General features: G+C 71.9%; 12 protein-coding genes. 9 read left to right on the top strand and 3 right to left on the bottom strand.

The genetic code is table 11. The features are described 5' to 3' along the window. Positions 1-25: 25 nt before the first annotated feature. Complete coding sequence (locus NV263_RS29340) at positions 26-3208, bottom strand: right-handed parallel beta-helix repeat-containing protein (protein WP_263250058.1); 3183 nt, start codon at positions 3206-3208, stop codon at positions 26-28. A 188-nt stretch (positions 3209-3396) separates the two neighbouring features. Here NV263_RS29340 and NV263_RS29335 point away from each other — a divergent pair, with 188 nt between their 5' ends. Then, positions 3397-4194: a sensor histidine kinase gene (locus NV263_RS29335; protein WP_263250057.1), complete on the top strand. Its 798-nt coding sequence runs from the start codon at positions 3397-3399 to the stop codon at positions 4192-4194. A 291-nt stretch (positions 4195-4485) separates the two neighbouring features. Here NV263_RS29335 and NV263_RS29330 read toward each other — a convergent pair whose 3' ends face one another. Beyond that, a complete protein-coding gene (locus NV263_RS29330) occupies positions 4486-5226 on the bottom strand; it encodes a response regulator transcription factor (RefSeq protein ID WP_263250056.1) in 741 nt (246 codons plus the stop codon). Positions 5227-5656: 430 nt separating this feature from the next. Continuing rightward, entirely contained in the window at positions 5657-9592 is a 3936-nt protein-coding gene (eccCa, locus tag NV263_RS29325) for a type VII secretion protein EccCa (protein WP_263250055.1), read from the bottom strand. A 346-nt stretch (positions 9593-9938) separates the two neighbouring features. Between eccCa and eccD the strand changes: the two genes are divergently transcribed. The 8 genes from eccD to NV263_RS29285 all read left to right on the top strand — a co-directional run bounded on the left by eccD (position 9939) and on the right by NV263_RS29285 (position 16904). Beyond that, a complete protein-coding gene (gene eccD / locus NV263_RS29320) occupies positions 9939-11312 on the top strand; it encodes a type VII secretion integral membrane protein EccD (RefSeq protein ID WP_263250054.1) in 1374 nt (457 codons plus the stop codon). Between the two features lie 20 nt (positions 11313-11332). Beyond that, a complete protein-coding gene (eccB, locus tag NV263_RS29315; RefSeq protein WP_263250053.1) occupies positions 11333-12772 on the top strand; it encodes a type VII secretion protein EccB in 1440 nt (479 codons plus the stop codon). Positions 12773-12930: 158 nt separating this feature from the next. Beyond that, positions 12931-13248: a WXG100 family type VII secretion target gene (locus NV263_RS29310; RefSeq protein ID WP_263250052.1), complete on the top strand. Its 318-nt coding sequence runs from the start codon at positions 12931-12933 to the stop codon at positions 13246-13248. A 35-nt stretch (positions 13249-13283) separates the two neighbouring features. Next, positions 13284-13568, top strand: coding sequence for a hypothetical protein (locus tag NV263_RS29305; RefSeq protein ID WP_263250051.1), 285 nt, complete (start codon positions 13284-13286; stop codon positions 13566-13568). A gap of 21 nt (positions 13569-13589) precedes the next feature. After that, the gene (locus NV263_RS29300; protein ID WP_263250050.1) at positions 13590-13958 is read left to right on the top strand and encodes a hypothetical protein; all 369 of its coding nucleotides are present in this window, start codon (positions 13590-13592) and stop codon (positions 13956-13958) included. Between the two features lie 99 nt (positions 13959-14057). After that, positions 14058-16181 (top strand): hypothetical protein, encoded by a 2124-nt coding sequence (locus NV263_RS29295; RefSeq protein WP_263250049.1) that lies wholly within the window; start codon positions 14058-14060, stop codon positions 16179-16181. Continuing rightward, positions 16178-16600, top strand: a complete 423-nt coding sequence (locus NV263_RS29290) for a YbaB/EbfC family nucleoid-associated protein (RefSeq protein ID WP_263250048.1) — start codon at positions 16178-16180, stop codon at positions 16598-16600. Before NV263_RS29295 ends, NV263_RS29290 begins: the two co-directional genes overlap by 4 nt. Continuing rightward, positions 16593-16904 carry a hypothetical protein gene (locus NV263_RS29285; protein WP_263250047.1) on the top strand — a complete coding sequence of 104 codons (312 nt, stop codon included), beginning with the start codon at positions 16593-16595 and terminating at the stop codon, positions 16902-16904. Before NV263_RS29290 ends, NV263_RS29285 begins: the two co-directional genes overlap by 8 nt. The last annotated feature ends 71 nt before the right edge of the window (positions 16905-16975 follow it).

The following is a 16975-nucleotide window of genomic DNA, read 5'->3' as shown; positions in this document are numbered from 1 at the left end:
CGCCCACCACGTCCCGGAAACGGGTTCACGGCAGGTCCCGGGCGGTCAACGACCGGAGGTCCCGGACGGTGGGGTGCGGCAGCGCCGCGAGCCGGGTGGCCTGGCGGGTCATCGCCGACTCGAACAACTGCCGGGCGTACCGGGCGTTGCCGAACGTCGCGTCCCGCGGGACCGCGGCGAAGTGCTCGTGCAGCGCCGCCGCGAGCTCCGCGTCGCATTCGTAGCCGTTGTGCTCCGCGCTGTGCAGGAAGATCTCCACCAGCTCGGCCGCCGAGTAGTCCGCGAACTCCACGTGCCGGGAGAACCGGGAGGCCAGCCCCGGGTTGGACGCCAGGAACTCGCGCATCCGCTCCGGGTAGCCCGCCACGATCACCACGACGTCGTCGCGGTGGTCCTCCATGAGCTTGACCAGCGTGTCGACGGCCTCGCGGCCGAAGTCGTTGCCGTCGGCGGAGGTGAGGGTGTACGCCTCGTCGACGAACAGCACGCCGCCGCGCGCCCGCTCGAACGCGTCGCGGGTGAGCTGCGCGGTGTGCCCGACGTACTTGCCGACCAGGTCGGCGCGGGCCACCTCGACCAGCTTGCCGGTCGGCAGCACCTCCAGTTCGGCGAGCAGTTCGCCGTAGAGCCGGGCGACCGTGGTCTTGCCGGTGCCGGGCGGTCCGGCGAACACCATGTGGTGGCCGATCCGCGGGGTGGGCAGCCCGGCCGCCGCCCGCTGCCGGTTCGCGGCGAGCAGGTTGACCAGTTCCTCCACCGCGGCCTTCACCGAGGCGATGCCGGTCATCTCGCGCAGCCGGGTCAGCGCGGACGGGCCGGTGGGTTCCGGTTCGGCGCCGACGTCCTCCGGCAGCAGCAGGGACAGCGCCTCCTGGCCGATCGCGGGCTGCCCGGCCAGCCGCGCGGCCTGCCGGTCGATCATCTCCTCGAACAGCTTGCGGGCCGCCCGGCCGTTGCCGAAGTCCGGTCCGCGGTGCATCCGGCCGAAGTGCCGCAGCAGCGCGTCCTCGGTGCCCTCGCCGAGTTCGTAGCTGTGCGCCCGGCACATCTGCTCCACGATGGTCACCAACTGCTCGGGCGAGTAGTTCTCGAACTCGATGGTCCGGTTGAACCGGGACGCCAGACCCGGGTTGGAGGACAGGAAACCGGCCATCTGCTCGGAATACCCGGCGGCGATCACCACGACGTCGTCGCGGTGGTCCTCCATCAGCTTGACCAGCGTGTCGACGGCCTCGCGGCCGAAGTCGTCGCCGTCGGCCGAGGTGAGCGCGTACGCCTCGTCGATGAACAGCACCCCGCCGCGGGCCTTGTCGAACACCTCCCGGGTGAGCTGCGCGGTGTGCCCGACGTACTTGCCGACCAGGTCGGCGCGGGCCACCTCGACCAGGTGCCCGGTGCGCAGCGTGCCGAGCTGGGCGAGCAGTTCGCCGTAGAGCCGGGCGACCGTGGTCTTGCCGGTGCCGGGCGGCCCGGCGAAGATCAGGTTCCGGCTCACCGGCAGCGCCGGGAGCCCGGCCTCCTCGCGGCGCCGGGCCATCTCCGTCAGGTTCACCAGGGTGGTGACCTGCTCCTTCACCCCCTCCAACCCGACCAGCGCGGTCAGCTGGTCCAGCGGGCCCGTGCCGCGCGACTCCGAGTTGTCCCGGCTGTCCAGGTTCTGCACCGAAACCCGGTCGGCGTCCGGTCCGCTGGTGTGCAGGCCGGAACCGCCGTTGCCGGTGCTGGTGCAGTTGGTCACCGACACCGGTTCGCCGGTTTCCAGCCGGACGCCGTCCCGGGCGTTGTCGGTGAGTTCGCACTCGTCCAGCGCGGCCCGGCCGCCGTCGGCGACCAGCACGCCGTGCCCGGCGTTGGCCCGCACCCGGGTGCGGGACAGGGTCAGCTCGGCGCGGTCGGCCACGGTCACGCCGTCGCCGGTGCAGTCGTGCACCTCGCAGTCCTGGAGCAGTCCGGTGCCGCCCGCCTCCACCGCCACTCCGGTGGCGGCGCTGATCCGCGCGTCGCGCACCGACGGGTCGGCGTCCTCCCCGATCCGCAGGCCGGTCCCGGTGACCTCGGTGATCTCGGCGTCCTCCAGCCGGCCGTGGCCCCCGCCGAGGAACGCGACGCCGGCACCGCGCGTCCGGCGCACCTCCACCCGGCGCAGCATCGGGTTCGCCCCGGCGCGCACCGTGATCCCGGTGCCCGCCACGTCCTCGACCGACAACCCGTCGAACTCGGCGACCGACTCGTCGGTGAGCACCACCGCGTCGGTCGCGACATCGCGCACCGAGGTGCCCCGGAACGCCGGTCCGGCGAGTTCGCCGACCTGGATGGCGGCCTGCTGGGTGTCGAAGACGCGCAGGTCCTCGTAGCTGCCCTTGGCCTTGTCGGTGACGAGCAGGCCGTGCGCCCGGGTGCGGCCGATGCGGCAGCCGGTGAGCACCGGTTCGCTGCCGCCGAGCACCACGACGCCGTGCTCCCGGGTGCCGACGAACGAGCAGTCCCGCAGCGTCGGACGACCGCTGCTGTTCAGGAACGCTCCGATGGCCACGTCCTTGACGCTGGTCCCGACCACGGTGGTGGCGCTGTCGGCCTCCAGCGCGATGGCGGGTTTGTCGGTGCGCGAGATCCGGCAGTCCTCGACGGTGCCGCGGGATTCGGCGTTCGCGCAGACGCCGTTGCCGCGGCTGTCGCGCAGCACGCAGCGCCGCACCACCGGCGCGGCCCGGTCGCTGATCACGATCGCCGAACTGCCCAGGTGCTCGATCACGGAGTCCTCGACGACGCTGCCCGCCTCGGAGGTGTCCACGATGCCCGCGCCCGAGGCGTTGACCACGCGGCAGCCGCGCATCGCCAACGAGCCGGACTCCCGGGCCAGCACGGCGGTCCACGCCGCGCCCGACACCTCGCAGTCGTCCATCGCCGCCTGTCCACGTGGGACGTCCACAGCGGGCAGTTCGGGGTCGCGGCCCCGCAGCACGAGTCCGCTGAGCTGCACCGCCTCCGAGACGACGCGCACCGCGCTGCCGCGCACCGGAGCCAGCTCGACGCTGCGCGGCTCCTCGGCGGCGATGATCGTGACCACCTTGGTGATGACCAGGTTCTCCTGGTACCGGCCCGGGTGCACGGAGATCACCGAGCCCGGCCGGGCCTGCTCCACCGCCGCCGAGATGGTCCGATGGCCGTCGTCGGTGTCCGGGCGGACCGAAAGCACTGGCCGAGCCACGCGCCACACTCCTTCAGCTGTACCGGTTTCCACCGTTCGTCCAGCTTGCCGGGCGGGCGGTCGCGGCGGCAGTCCCCGACAACGTCGCGCACCGCCCCCTTTTCATGGGACTGCCGCCACGTGCCGGGCGCGGGTTGAATGGGGCGTCGATCGTTGTGCGGGCGGCCGAGCGCGAGGGGTGAAGGAACGTGGCCAGGACGACCGGCATTCTGGCCACGGTGGCGGCGGGCGCGGCCGGTTGGTGGCTGGGCCGATCGTGCCGTCGCCGCCCGCGCCTGGAACTGCGCTGGCTGCGCCAGGAGCTCACCGCCACCAGCAACGCGCTGATCGAGGCCGAGCACGAGCGCTCCGACCTGCGGCAGGCGCAGCGCGAACTGGTGGTCGCGATCTCGCACGAACTGCGCACGCCGCTGGCCTCGATCCGGGCCGCGGCCGAGGCGCTGCGCGACGGCGTGGCGCAGGAACCCCTGCGCTACCTGGAGAGCCTGGTCGACGACGCCCACCGGCTGCACCGGGTGGCCGGTGACCTGTTCGAGCTGGCCCGGCTCCAGACGTCCACTGTGGAACTCCGGTGGGCTCGGCTGGCGGACGTGCTGGACTCCGCGATGGCCGCCGCGCTGCCCGAGGCGCTGTCGGCGGGCGTGCGGCTGCACGGGCTCGGGCTGGACGACGCCACCGACCGGGTCCGGGTGGACACCGGGGTGCTGACGCGGGCGCTGACCAACCTGCTGATGCACGCGGTGCGGCACACCGGGTCCGGCGAGCCGGTGACCGTCTCCGCGGTGGTCTCCGAGGCCGAGATCGAGGTGATCGTGGTGGACTGCTGCGGCGGGCTGCCCCGGTCCGAGCTGCTGGCCGCCGTCGAGCCCGGCGACGCGGGCCTGGCGATCACCCGGGGGCTCATCGTGGCGCACGGCGGGGAACTCGGCGTCGACCAGGTCTCGGACGGCTGCCGGTTCGTCGTCCGGCTGCCCACCGGACGTTAGGGGGTGCTTCGGGGTGCTCTGCGTGGCGGTGCCGGCTGCGGGACCAGTTCACCGGCCGGGGCCGCTTGTGGAGCCTCCTAGCGCGTGTTTTACAAGCGGCGGAGCCGCTTTCTCTTTCGGTGAGCGGTCTCGCAGCCCGCACCGCCGCGGGTTCTCAGCGGTCGTCTCGGGAGGACAGCCCCGACGCTGTGTATGGGCATACATGAGTCGGGGCTCCCGGAGTCGAGACGGCCGCTGAGGTTCCGCTCCCGGCACCGCCACGCAAAGCACTTCCGAAACACTCCCTAGCTCCTAGCCGACGGCCTGCTCCGTCCCGAAGCGGTAGCCGACTCCCCACACCGTGGTGAGGATCGTCGGGTTGGCGGGGTCGGTCTCGATCTTCTCGCGCAGCCGTCGCACGTAGACGCTGACCAGCGAGGCGTCGCCGACCTTCCACTGCCACACCCGCTGCATCAGCTCGTCCTTGCGGAACGTGCGGCCCGGGTTGGCGAAGAAGAACTCCAGCAGGTCGCGTTCCCGGCCGGTGAACCGCAGCGGCTTGCCCGCCTTGGTGACCTGCCCGGTCGCCGGGTCGAAGGCGAGGTCCTCGACCTGTCGCAGCCGGGAGCGCGGTTGCGGCTGCTGCGCGGCGGCGGTGCGGCGCAGCAGCGCCTGCGCGCGCAGCACCAGTTCCCGGGGGCTGAACGGTTTGGTCACGTAGTCGTCGGCGCCCAGCTCCAGGCCCTCGATCCGGTCGTCCTGCTCGCCCAGCGCGGTCACCAGGATGATCGGGACCGTGCTCTGCTCCCGCAGCGTGCGGCACACGTGCGTGCCGTCCAGCCGGGGCAGCATCCGGTCGAGGATGACCAGGTCGGGGTTGAAGGCGGAGAAGCCGTCGAGCGCCATCACGCCGTCGCTGGCGACCGCCACGAGCATCCCCGCGTGGTTGAGGTAGCTGGCGATGACCTCGGCCATCATCGGGTCGTCCTCGACCACGAGCACCCGGTGGCGGCGGGGGTGCGCGGCAGGTGTCGAACCGGAGCCCTCGCTCACCGCATCTCCTCCCGTCCCCGACGGCGCGTCGACCGCGACCGAGCCTAACGGCGGTGATCACCGGCGTTCGCACGGCTGTGACGTCGGGTACGTCGGGAGCCTGTCTCCGAACTCGTTTTGGGCGGCGGTGCCGGTGGCGGAACCTCAGCGGCCCGCCCGTCACCCGACCACCGCCCCCCAACGAGGCGCTGCGCGCCACAGCCACACCGGCTCCGGGAGCCCCGACTCATGTATGCCCAATACACAGCGTCGGGGCTGTCCTCGCGAGACGCCCGCCCGTCGCCCGACCGCCACCCCCCACGGAGGCGCTACGCGCCACTGTGCTCATCGGAGAACCCGCGGCGGTGCGGGCTGCGAGACCGCTCACCGAAAGAGAAAGCGGCTGGCGCCGCTTACCACGCCCCGCCAAAACGAGTTCAAACAAAGGATCTCAGGAGTCCAGCAGCGGGGTCTGCACCTGGACCTGCTTGCGGCGGGTGATGTACTGGGCGCGGCCGACCGGCAGTTTCTGCGGTTTGGTGTCGTGGAACACCGGTCCCTCCGACGGCGGGCAGGACAGCAGCACCGCCGGGGTGTTGACCTCCAGCAGCCGCCGGATCAGCGGGTCGTACATGGCGCGGCCCAGGCCGTTGGCGCTGCGCGCGACGATCAGGTGCAGGCCGAGCTCGTGGCCCTGCGCCAGCAGGTCCAGGATCGGGGCGAACGGGCTGTCACCCGCGTCGCCGGCGACCAAGTCGTGGTCGTCGACGATCAGGAAGAACTCCGGGCCCGTCCACCAGTCGCGCTTGTCCATCCGGTCCGGCGTGATCTCGGGGCCCGGCACCCGGCGGCGCATCGCCCGCGACGCCCCGTTGACCGCCTCCTTGGCCAGGTCCCGGGAGACCGCGTAGCCGAGCCGGTACGGCTCGTCGACCGCGTCGAACAGTTCGCGGCGGAAGTCCACGAAGGTGATCCGCGCCTGCTCCGGCGTGTATCGGGCGGTGATCGCGCGGGCGACGTGCCGGAGCAGGTTCGTCTTCCCGGTCGCGTCGTCGCCGGAGACGATCAGGTGCGGTGCCTCGGTGAAGTCGTGCCACAGCGGTTCGAGGTCCTCGCCGGACAGGCCCAGCGGTACCCGGAGCTGCCCGGTCGGCTCGGGCAGCCGGTCGACCTCCAGCAGCTGCGGCAGCATCTTCACCGGCGGCGCCGCCGGGCCGGTCCACTCCTCGGCGATCCGGTCCACCAGCTGTTGGGTGGCCTCGGCGGTCTCGCCGTCCCCGGCGAGGCGGGGCAGCCCGGCCAGGAAGTGCCCGTGGTCCTCGACCAGGCCGCGGCCCGGGACCTTCGGCACGGTCGCCGCCGCCCGCATGCTGACCAGCGACTCGACCGGGTCGCCGAGCCGCAGCTCGAACCGGGAGCCGAGCAGGTCGCGCAGGCTCGCGGTGACCTCGCCGGACCGGGTCGCGGTGATGATCAGGTGGATGCCGTAGTTCAGGCCGCGGGTGGCCAGCAGCTGGAAGTGCGGCACCAGGTCCGGGTGGTCCTGCCGGATGGTGGCCCAGCCGTCCACCACCAGGAACACGTCGCCGTGCGGGTCGTCGGCGAACTCGCCCGCCGCGCGGCGCCGCCGGTAGGTGGCCATCGAGTCCACGCCCAGCCGGGCGAACCGCTGCTCGCGCTCCTCCAGCAGCGAGTTGATCTGCTTGATGGTGCGCAGCATCCGCTCGTTGTCCAACCGGCCGGTGACGCCGCCGACGTGCGGCAGCCCGGTGAGCGAGGTGAGCGTGCCGCCGCCGAAGTCGAGCCCGTAGAACTGCACCTCGCGCGGGGTGTGGGTGAGCGCGAGCGCGGTGATCAGGGTGGCGGTCAGGGTGCTCTTGCCGCTGCGCGGGCCGCCCATCACCAGCACGTGCCCACCCGCGTCGGTCAGGTCGGCGATCAGCGGTTCGTGGCGCTGCTCGAAGGGCCGGTCGATGATGCCGACCTGCACCCGCAGCGGCTCGCGCATCGGCGCGTGCAGACCGCGGTCCGCCGAGGTCCGCAGCGGCGGCAGCAGGTCCTCCAGCGTGGGCGGGACGTCCAGCGGCGGCAACCACACCCGGTGCGCGGGCGGGCCGGAGTCGGCCAGCCGGTCCACGGCCACCTCCAGCAGCGACGCGGTGCCCTCCTCGGGTTCCGGGTCGGGCTCGGCCGGGGGCAGCGCGCGGGGGGTGACGTACGAGGTGGTGTAGGGCACGATCTGGCGGGCCACCACGGCCTGCCGCAGCTCCCGCCGGACCTGCCGGTGGGGGCCGGAGACGTAGGCGGCCTTGAACCGCAGCAGGGTGTCCACATCGGTCTTCAGGTACCCGGAACCGGGCTGCGCGGGCAGCTGGTGGGCGTCCGGGACGCCGAGCACGCCGCGGCTCTCCATCGCCGAGAAGGTGCGCAGCCCGATCCGGTAGGACAGGTGCGATTCCAGCTGGTGCATCCGCCCCTCGTCGAGGCGCTGCGAGGCCAGCAGCAGGTGCACCGCGAGGCTGCGGCCCAACCGGCCGATCATGATGAACAGGTCCATGAACTCGCGGTGCGCGGCCAGCAGCTCGCTGAACTCGTCCACCACCACGAACAGGGTGGGCAGCGGTTCCAGCGGCGCGCCCTCGGCGCGGGCCTTCTCGTAGTCGGCGACCGAGCTGTAGTTGCCCGCCTTGCGCAGCAGTTCCTGGCGGCGGACCAGTTCGCCGTGCAGCGCGTCCTTCATCCGCTCGACCAGCGCCGCCTCGTCGGCCAGGTTCGTGATCACCGCGGCGGTGTGCGGCAGCCGGTCCAGGCCGAGGAACGTGGCGCCGCCCTTGAAGTCCACCAGCACGAAGTTCAGCGTTTCCGAGGAGTGCGTGAGCGCCAGCGCGAGCACCAGGGTGCGCAGCAGTTCGGACTTGCCGGAACCGGTGGCGCCGATGAGCATGCCGTGCGGTCCCATGCCGCCCTGCGCGGACTCCTTGATGTCCAGCTCCACCGGGGAACCGTCGCCGGTGATGCCGATCGGCACCCGCAGCCGGGACGGGCCGCTCGCCCGCTGCGCGAACAGCCTCGGCAGGTCGGCGGAGCGCAGGTCGGTGATGTTGAGCAGGGTGGTGAGCTCGAAGTCGGTGGCCAGCGGTTCGGTCGAGCTGGTGGACACCGCCAGCCGGTACGGCGAGAGCAACCGGGCCAGCGACTCCGCGCGCACCGTCCCCAGCTGGTCGGGGCGGCCCACCACCGTGCCGGTCTCCTTGCCCGCGCGGCCGGTCTCGACCACCTCGGCGCGGTCGGCGGACAGCCGCAGCAGCAGCGTGCGCGGGTCGCTGCGCCAGTCGAGCGCGGTGCCGAGGTCGACGACGGTGACGTTGCGGTAGCCGCCCCCGGCCATCCGGCTGCTCGGCGAGGGCTGCGCGCCGTCGAGCACCACGACGACGTACGGCTCGTCCTGGGAGGGCGCCGCGTCGCGGTCGAAGAACGGGCGACCGGCCAGTTCCTCGCCGAGCAGGCCCTCCAGCTCGGCGACGGTGTCGCAGACCAGCCGGACCGGCCCGGCACCGTCCACTTCGGACTCGTGGTGGCAGTGCGGCAGCCACTTGGTCCACTCCCAGTGCCGCTGCTGCGAGCCGACGACCACGATCCGCAGGTCCTGCGGCGCGTGCAGCACGGCGAGCTGCGCCAGCATGGCGCGGACCGCGCCGCGCGCCGTCTCGGCGTCCGGTTCACCGCGCAGCACCACGCGGGCGTACGCGCGCAGGAACAGCGCGATCGGCTGGTCCGGGACGGTGCCGTAGGCGTTGATGAACCGGCGCAGCGCGTGCGCGCACAGCGGTTCCAGGTCCTCGACGGGTTTGGTGGAGATCGGGCTGATCCGGGTGGCCAGCTGCTGGTCGCCGACGGCGATCCGGACCTCGCCGAAGTCGGGGTGCTCGGGGCGCAGCTCCCACAACCGGGAGGTGCGCACCAGCGACCACAGCGCCTCCGGGGCGGGGTGCCGCCACAGCTGCGCGTGGCGCTGCGCCTCGATGGTGCGGCGCACCCGGCGGCGCTGCTGGCGGAGGTAGCGCAGGAAGTCGCGGCGCGCGGCGGTCATCTGCCGCTTGCGGTCGGAGGAGGCGCGCAGGAACTGCGCGGCGAGCATGCCGACGGCGGCGATCACCATCATGCCGATGGCGAAGTACATCATGGTGTCGCTCTTGCCGCCCATTCCGGGACGCAGGAAGATCATCACCATCGCCAACGAGCTCAACGCCATCGGCATGTAGGTGATCATCCCGGACAGCGCGCTCTGCGTCTCCGGGAGTTCCGGCGGTTCCTGGAGGCTCAGCTCGCCGTGCGGCATCTGCGGGCCCGGTTGCCGGTCGGGGCGGCGGAACAGCACGACGCTCACGGGAACTCCTGACAGCTTTCGACTCGTTGTGCGCGGCGGGGTGCGGGCGGCCTCGCCGCTTTCCTCCGGCGGCGCACCGGTTCTCGCCGCGCCCGCGGCGGTCCGACGCCAGAATCGCACGGTCCACAAGGGAGTTCAGGTCACGTAAATCGGCGACTGCCGGGGGATCGCCGGTGTCCGTAGGCTGCGCCGTGGCGCGGGGATCGGCCTTTCGACGTGTCCTGTCGGCCACCCGGCGCCCGGCCGTCGCGAACCGGATCCCCCCGACGGCCGCTCTCCCCGGCGGGGCGCCGCACCGACGGCGCCCCGCCGCATCCACAGTGGACTCCTAGGAGCGTGAGCGGGCGTGAGTACCAGCACTGTCGCGGGTCTGTGCAGGTTGTCCATCCGGGCGCCCGACCGGGGCTTCGACCTGGCGGTGCCCACCGACGTGCCGCTGATCGACCTGATGCCCACCATCGTCGGCTACGCGGGCCCGGACCTCGACGAGACCGGCCTGGACAAGGGCGGCTGGGTGCTCCAGGAAATCGGCGGCGCACCGCTCGACGAGGAGGCGACGCCGGAGGCCCTGGGGCTGCGCGACGGCCAGGTGCTGCACCTGCGCGCCCGCCAGGACACCCTGCCCGAGGTGCACTTCGACGACCTGGTGGACGGGGTGTCGCGCGGGATGGAGGAGCGCCCCGGCCGGTGGGGGCCGCGCAGCACCAAGCGGCTGCTGCACGGTGGCGCGCTGGCGACCGCCGGACTGGTCGGGCTCGCCCTCCTGCTGCCCGGTGACACCGCGGTGCGCGCGGTGGCCGCGGCGGTGCTCGGACTGCTGCTGCTGGCCGCCGGGGCGTCGTCGTCCCGGGCGGTCGGCGACGCCACCTCGGCGACCGCGCTCGGGTTGGCCGGGGTGCCGTTCTTCGCGCTGGCCGGATTCCTGCTGCCGGGCCCGCACGCGGGCGCGATGGCGGCGCTGCTGGCCGCGTCGGCGACCGCGGCGGGTGGCGCGGTGCTGGCGCTGGCGGCCACCGGGACCAGTCCGCACGCCTTCCTCGGTGCGCTGGTGGTCAGCGTGTTCGGCCTGGTCACGGCCGGGATCATGACGCTCACCGGGACGCTGGCGCAGGCCGTGGCGGCGAGTGCGGTGGTCGCGGTGCTGCTCGGGGTGTTCATCCCGAGCATGTCGTTCCGGCTGTCCGGGATGCGGATGCCGCCGCTGCCGACCAACGCCGAACAGCTCCAGGAGGGCATCGAGGCGCACAGCAGCGAACAGGTCCTGGAGCGCAGCAGGATCGCCGACCGCTACATGACGGCGCTGTACCTGGCCGTCGGCGTGACGTGCGCGGCGGGCATCGGCGGGCTGCTCACCGAACCGGACTGGGCGACGTACGCGATGGCCGGGGTGCTCAGCGCGTTGCTGCTGCTGCACGGCCGCGAGGTCGGCGGGGTGTGGCACCGGCTGTCCGTGGTGCTGCCGGGCGCGGTCGGGCTGGTGCTGCTGGTGCTCGTGCTGGCCGCGCGCCAGGACCTGCTGGGCCGGTTGCTGCTGATCACCGGCGTGGCGCTGGTGGGCGTGGTGCTCGTCGTCACCGGCTGGACCGTGCCCGGCAGGCGGCTGGTGCCGTACTGGGGCCGGATCGCCGACATCCTGCACGTGCTCCTGGCGGTCGCGCTGATCCCGTTGATGCTCCAGGTGATCGGCGTGTTCGCGGCCATCCGCGCGATCGCCGGCTGACGTCCCGACAGGAGTTCGCCATGCAGTCCAGACGTGATCAGGTCCAGGCGCACATGTTCGTCATGGGGCGGCTCTCCGCGGGCATGCTGCGCGCCGACCCGGACATCCCGGACACCCCGCAGCGCCGGACCACCCGGGGATTCGCCATCGGTCTGGTCGTCACCGTCCTCATCGGACTCGGGACGTTCCTGTTCGGACTGGTGATCCAGCCGGGGCAGGCTACGTCGTGGCGGGCCGACGGGTCGGTGGTGGTGGAGCGCGACACCGGGGCCCGCTGGCTGTACGTCGGCGGGGAACTGCACCCGGTGCTCAACCCGGCCTCGGCGAAGCTGGTCGCCGGGCAGCGGTTGGCGGTGCACGACGTGGCGTCCAGCTCGCTGGTCGGCGTGCCGCGCGGCGCCCCGGTCGGGATCCCCGGGGCGCCGGACGGGTTGCCCGCGGCGGGCGCGCTCAGCAGGGACGAGTGGCTGTCCTGCGCGGCGCCGTCGGACTCCGGCGGGCGGGACTTCGCGCTGCTGGTCGGCTCGACCGCCGGGGATCCGGTGACCGACCGGCAGGGCGTGCTGGTGTCCGGTCCGGACGGCTCGGTGTTCCTGGTGTGGGGCGGGCGGAAGTGGCGGCTGGACCCGGCCTCCGGCGGTCCCGCCGCGCTCGGCTACACCACCGCGGATCCGGTGCCGGTCCCGGTCGGGCTGCTCAACGCGCTGCCCACCGGACCGGACCTGGTGGCGCCCGACGTCCCGGGCCGGGGCAGGCCCGGACCGGTGCTGGCCGGGCAGCCGAGCACCGTGGGGCAGCTGTTCGTCGACGCCCGGCACCGGCCGTACCTGCTGGCGGACCGGGGTTTGGTGCCGTTGACCGACACCGTCGCCAAGCTGATCAGCGGCGATCCGAAGACCCAGGCCGCGGCGTACGGCGGGCAGGCGGTGCAGCCGCGCATGATCGGCGCCGGGGACATCACCGCGCACAGCGCGCCCACCGCGCTGCGCGGGCAGCTCACCCGCGGCGGCCTGTTCCCGACCAGCCCGCCGCAGCTGGTGTCCGCGGTGGGCAAGGGGGTCTGCGCGGTGACCGAGCCGGGGGCGGCGGTGTCCACCTCGGTCCGGATGGTCCCGGCCGCGGTGACCGCCGCGGCGCGTCCCGCCCTGCCCCGTCCCGGGGTGACGCCGTCCTGCTCGGCTCCCGGCAGGGTCGGCATCGAACCGGGCAGCGGTGCGCTGGTCGCGAGCGTGGCCACCGGCGGCGGGGCGGCGAACGCGCTGTTCCTGGTGGCCGACGACGGGGTGAAGTACCCGGTCGGCTCGGACGACGCGCTCGCCGCGCTCGGCTACACCGCCGACGAGGCGGTCCGGATGCCCGCGATGCTGGTCGACCAGCTGGCCACCGGGCCCGCGCTGGATCCGGCCGCCGCCGGACGACCGGTGCTGGAGCAACCACGCCTGGTACCCCCGCGCTGTTGAGAAGGTGTCCTGTCGAACTCGTTCTGGGTGGCGGTGCCGGTTCGCACAACGAGTTCAACAGAAAGAAAAGGGGCCCCCGTTCTGGGGCGTGGTGGAGTCGCGCGTACCGGTTCTAGTTTTGCTTGTGCCGGAAGGAAAAACCGACTCAGGGAGGACAGATGGCGGTCAGCGACGCCGGAATCACCATTCCGCCCGAAGTGGTCCAGCAGAAGGTGCAAAGCTTCCGCGACCACGTCCACAAGATGAACCAGGCGTGCCAGCGGGTCGAGGAGATCAAGAACGAGCTGGCGGGGGCGCAGAACTCCGAGTCGGGCAAGCTCTACCGCAAGAAGATGGAGGAGTGGATGGCGGCGTACAGCACGGTCGCCACCAAGTTCAACCAGACCATCAACGGGCTGGAAGCCACCAACACCCAGTTCAAGCAGGTCGAGGAGCTCAACACCGGGCTGGCCGGCCAGATGGACGCGACCCTCTGAAACCCGTTGTGACCGAGCAGGAAAGCGAGTAGCAGATGGCCCTCATCGACTGGACGCCCCGGATGGTCGACCAGAAGATCGAAGACCTGAGGAACCAGTACAACACGATGAACAACAACACCGACCAGCTGCAGAGCGAGATCAGCCAGCTCGCCCAGCAGTCCCGCGGTCAGTGGGCGCAGGACTGGAACGCCGCCTACAAGGTGATCGACCAGCAGCAGTCCAAGATGCACGCGGCCTTCCAGGGCGCCATCCAGAAGCTGCAGGAGATGAAGGAGAACCTGGTCCGCCAGGACCTGAACAACCAGATCGGCAGCTGATCCGGGACGGGTGCGGACAGCATGGCCGAGGACAGCGGTTCCGGCGGATCGGGTTCGGGGAAGATCAAGTTCTCCGACGAGGCCGCCCAGAACCTGCAGAACAAGGTGGAGCAGCTGCGCAGCGCGCTGGTCTCGAACCCGGACCTCACCGACATCCGGGACAAGATCCCGCAGGTCCTCCCGGGCTCGTCGCCGAACGCGCAGCAGCTCAGGGACAAGATCAAGCAGTTCCTGGACAGCGCGAGCCAGTCGCTCAGCGACATGACCGACACGAAGTTGGAGCACATCAAGGTCGGTATCGGGACCGTGGCCAAGCGGTTCCGCGACACCGACCAGGACAACGCCGACATAGCCGGAACCATCGGGCGCGATCTGGGGCTTTCCGGGTAGGCGGCGGACTTTCGCAGCGGTTCGAGCAGACCGGACCGGTGCAGCCCTCGGGTCGTCGTGGTCGGCGGGTGGGCCGCCGAGGAGAGGTGGGGTGGAGTCGTGTCCGGAGCGTGGGAACAGGCCGTCAACAGCGTCCTGCCGTCGGACCAACCCGTCCGCGACCGCGACGATCTGATCAAGATGCCGTGGGTGTCCGACACCGTCCTGAAGGTCGTGACGCCGGACGCGGACAACCAGTACGACCTGTCGAGCGTCGGTGCCGAGAACTGGGACGCCCAGAAGTGGGGGGTGGGTTACCTCCCGAACGGGAACGGCTTTCCCGTGCCGATCGTGTTCTTCGTCGGGGCGAAGATCAACTACGCGCTGCTGGACGCGTCCGAGGGCACCCTCGCGCAGCTGTACGGGGTCGGCCCGCAACTCGACCTGCTGCTGCAGAACGGCAACAACGGTGCCACCCACCTGCCGAGCTTCGACACCTTCGCGCAGACCATGCGGGGCGCCAAGCAGTTCCTCACCGAGCAGAGCCGGCAGGTCCAGGGCTGGGCCGACGAGATCGGCAGCGGCGAGCAGCTGGACGGCCAGGCGGCCAAGGCGCTCCAGCGCGCGGTGGAGAGCATCAGCCTGCGGCTCGACGAGTTCGGCAGGCTCATCGCCGACGAGCAGGGCCTGGCGCAACTCGCCCACGCCAGGGACCAGTTGCGCACCGAGATCCAGTCGCTGTCCACCAAGTTCAACGCCTGGTTCAACTCGCAGCTGGCCGCACCGGCCCGCGCCGTGCAGGCCGCGCTGGACAAGTACCTGTCGACCGACGTCGGCGGCCTCGACCTGTTCAACCTGGACGGTCCGCTGGGCAACGCCGGCATGGGCGGTGAGACGGGCGGGTTCACCGAGAACCTGGACGCCGAGGCGAAGAGCATGTGGATGGACAACTACGCGGTCATGCTGGACCGCGGCACGGACGGGGACTTCAACCAGGCCCAGTCCACGCTGTCCGGCACCACCGCGTTGATCCCCAAGAACCCGCAGATCGGACCCATCGACACCGGCGGTGCGGGCGCGTCGGGCGGCGACTACCAGCAGCAGTTCCAGGACCAGCAGCAACAGGCCCAGCAGCAGGCGCAGGAGCAGCAACAGCAGGCCCAGCAGCAAGCCCAGCAGCAACAGCAGCAAGCGCAGGAACAGCAGCAACAGGCCCAGGAGCAGGCGCAGCAACAGCAGCAGGAAGCCCAGCAGCAGGCCCAGGAACAGCAGCAGAACGCGCAGGAGCAGCAGCAGAACGCGCAGGAGCAGGCCCAGCAGCAACAGCAGGAAGCCCAGCAGAAGGCGCAGGAACAGCCGGGGCAGGACCAGCCGGGGCAGGACCAGACCGGGCAGCAGGAGCAGGCCCAGCGCAACGCCGCCGAGCAGCAGAAGAACGCCTCGGCGGCGCTGGCCGGGCTCCACGGATCCGGCCAGGACCAGCAGGGCCCGGACGCGTCCGCCCCGCCCCCGGGGGACGGGACCGGGCAGCAGCCGCCGCCCGGCGCGGGCCTGCTGCCCGGCGGTGGTGCGCCGCAGTGGAACCCCAGCCAGTTGTCGCCGGACTCGCTCAACCGGCTCCGCGGCGGGCCCGGCGGCGGCAGCGACGTCGTCGGGCCGGACGGCAAGCCCGCCACCTACCCCGACGGCACGCCGATCAACGCGCCCGAGGGCAGCCGGATCAACTCGGACGGGTCGATCACCAAACCCGACGGTTCGCTGCTGCTGGACCGCAACGGCAACCCGGTCAAGGTCGATCCCGGTTCGACCCTGCAGAACCCCGACCCGCACACCGGTGGCGGCTACCTGCCGCCGGTCCCCCGCAACCTGCTGCCGGACGCCCACCTGTCGGGCAACGGCAAGCTCACGGTCCCGCCGCCGACACCGGACGGCGTGCGCCGGTCCCCGGAGCTGGGCGCGGACATCGGCGACCCGACGCGGCGGTCGACGGTGAACTCCTCGGCGCTGGACGAGCAACTGCGCAGACCGGCGAACCCGATGACCGAGTCCGGCCCGCGCACGATGCGCGGTTCCGGCGGCAGCCAGTCGCCGATGATGCCGCCACCGCCGATGGGCGGCGGCGCCGGTGCCGGCCAGGAAAAGGAGCGGCAGCGCTCCACCTGGCTCGCCGAGGAGGAGGAGACCTGGAACCCCGGTGGCGGTGTCAGCACCGCCATCGGCCGATGGAGTTCGGAGGCGAGATGAACCACCACCTGCGGGAACAGCTCAGCCAGGTGCTCGACGAGGTCCAGCGCAAGCAGCAGGAGGTCTTCGCCGCGCAGGCCGACCTCCGTGAGCGCAGCGGGACCGCGAAGTCGAAGAACCGGATGCTGTCGGCCACCGTGGACGCCGACGGTCAGCTGTCCAATTTGGAGTTCCACGACGACCGCTACCGCACCATGCCGCGCGCCGAGCTGGCGGCGGCCATCGTGGACGTCGTGCGCCAGGCCCGCACCGACATGATGTCGCAGATCGAGGACGTGCTCGGCTCCCAGCTCGACGACGTCAACGCGCTGCGCGACCGGATGTACGAGGGGACGTCGATGGGCGAGTTCCTGGAACCGCTGCTGAAGATCCAGCGGAAGAACACCGAGCGGATGCGCCGGAGCTACCGCCATGGCTGACCGCATCGTCATCCCGGAAGACCTCGCGCAGCGCTTCGGGATGCTGCGCACCGCGGGCCGGATGGTCGAGAGCGCCCGGGACCGGTGGAACGCGCTCGACCCGAAACTGCTGACCGCGGCCGGCAACGACGACGAGACGTCGGAGGCCATCAAGAAGCAGGCCAAGGACGTCAACCCGGCCATCTCCGAGCTGCTCGACTCGCTGACCCAGGTCCTCACCGTCTCCGGGGACCACGGGCAGCAGGTGTCCAACGCCTTCGAGCACGTAGAAGAGGACAACGCCGACCAGGCCAAGAACATGTGAGTGCGTGGCAAGCGGCGTGAGCCGCTTTCCCTTTCGGTGAGCGGTCTCGCAACCGGCACCGCCGCTGAGGT

Source organism: Saccharopolyspora rosea, assembly GCF_025643595.1.
Taxonomy (GTDB): domain Bacteria; phylum Actinomycetota; class Actinomycetes; order Mycobacteriales; family Pseudonocardiaceae; genus Saccharopolyspora; species Saccharopolyspora rosea.
Note: the sequence above shows the minus strand (reverse complement) of the source record. Positions and strands in the feature narration are given on the sequence as shown.